This is a genomic window from bacterium, from assembly GCA_026398675.1.
Taxonomy (GTDB): domain Bacteria; phylum RBG-13-66-14; class RBG-13-66-14; order RBG-13-66-14; family RBG-13-66-14; genus RBG-13-66-14.
This window is the reverse complement of record JAPLSK010000336.1, coordinates 1-1879: the sequence shown is the minus strand read 5'-3', so window position 1 is coordinate 1879 and position 1879 is coordinate 1. Positions and strand designations below refer to the sequence as shown.

General features: G+C 67.4%; 2 protein-coding genes. Both read left to right on the top strand.

Going from position 1 to position 1879, the window contains the following annotated elements; genetic code table 11:
* On the top strand, nt 1–258 hold a 258-nt coding region (locus NTW26_09875; GenBank protein MCX7022560.1), incomplete at its 5' end, for an endonuclease domain-containing protein.
* A gap of 190 nt (nt 259–448) precedes the next feature.
* A complete protein-coding gene (locus NTW26_09870; GenBank protein ID MCX7022559.1) occupies nt 449–1747 on the top strand; it encodes a hypothetical protein in 1299 nt (432 codons plus the stop codon).
* Nucleotides 1748–1879: the final 132 nt, after the last annotated feature.

Below are 1879 nucleotides of genomic sequence, written 5' to 3'. Positions count from 1 at the left end.
GGCGCCAAGTTCCGCCGCCAGCATCCGCTGAAAGGCTACATCCTCGACTTCTACTGCCCGGAGGCAGGACTGGTCGTGGAGCTCGACGGCGGAGGGCACGCCGAGGAGAGTAAGATAATCCGCGATAAGAGTAGAACAGAGCAACTCGAAGAGATGGGAATGAGTGTAATCCGGTTTTGGAATACGGATGTATATAACAACCTTGAGGGAGTGTTACTAAAGATAGCCGAGCATATTCCCGGAAGCCCCTCACCCTAACCCTCCCCCCAAAAGGGGGGAGGGGACATGAGGAAGCCGCTCACCCTAGCCCGTAGGCGAGCCTCCCCCCAAAGGGGGGAGGGGATAAGAGGAAGCCCTCACCCTAGCCCGTAGGCCAGCCTCCCCCCAAGGGGGGAAGGGGATGAATGAAAGCCTCTTCCTAAATGGGGGGGATAGAAGGAATGCAGCCATGCCAAAGAAAACGGCCTTTCTGCTCATCATCCTGGCTCTCGCCGCCCCCGCCGCGGAACCCACCATCGCCATCGTGGACTTCGAGGCGGTGAACTGCGACGCCGGGCTGGCGCGCGGTGCGTCGGAGCTGGTGCGGGCGGAGCTATACTCCCGCGGCGACCTGCGCCTCGTCGAGCGCGGCCGCCTGGCCCAGGTGCTCCAGGAGCAGGCCCTGGCGCTTTCCGGCCTGACCGAGGGCGACGCCGCCCAGGTGGGTCGGCTCGTCGAGGCCGACTACATCCTGTTGGGCAGCGTCACCGAGTTCGACGGCGCCTTCACCATCGCCGTGCGTTTCGTCAACGTCGCGACCGGCCTGGTGGCGAAGGGGGCGCAGGAAACGGCCCAGGTGGAGCGGCGCATCCCGGCGGTCTGCTCCGAGCTGGCCGAGGAGCTGGCCGAGGCCGCCGGCGCCCTGCCCCTCCCCGCCGCCGCCGAGGGGGACACGCCCTACAACGTCGGGCTGGCGCTTTCCGGCACCCTCGTTTTTCATCTCATGGGCGACATCCACAGCCTGGACCTGGCCACGGGGGAGGGGCGCCAGTTGACCGCCGACGGCCAGAGCTGGCAGTCCACCATCTCCCGCGACGGGGAGCTCGTCTGCTTCAGCTCCAAGCGCACCGGCAACCTGGACCTTTACCTGATGCGGCCCGACGGCTCCGGGGTCGAGCAGCTCACCGCCACCCCGAGCGTCGAGGATTCCGCCGCCTGGTCCCCCGACGACGACGCCCTCGTCTTCCACACCGACCGCGACGGCAACTACGAAATCTACACCCTGGACGTATCGAGCGGGGACACGGCGCGCGTCACCAACCACCCCGCCGAGGACTCCTACCCCGACTGGAGCCCCGACGGGGAGTGGATCGCCTTCCAGTCCCGGCGCACCGCCTACACCGGCCAACCGGAGGTCTACCTCTGCCGGCCCGACGGCTCCGATATCCGGCGCCTGGGGCCGGGGTTGTTCCCCCGCTTCAGCCCCGACGGCGACAGCGTCGTCTGCGTCCGCAGCTACACCGGGGCGAGCAACTGGCAGGAGGGCGACTGGGAGCTGGCCGTCTACGACGCCGAGAGCGGCGACTCGCGGCGCCTGACGGAGAACGGCGGCGCCAAGCGCTTCCCCGCCTTCACCGCCGACGGCCGGACGGTCATTTTCGACGACGCCTACACCGACATCTTCGCCTACAGCCTGGACACCGGCGACATCTACCGCGTCACCTGGAACGGCTGCTGCGTGCCCAGCTACGGCGAGTCGGAGGATTAATTCTCCCTCCCCTCTCTGGGGGGAAGCGCGCTTACGGGCCGGGGTAAGAAACGACGTATGTCCCCTCCCCCCTCTGGGGGGAAGCGCGCTTACGGCCCTGAGTGAGGGCTGCCGAATGTCCCCTCTCCCCTC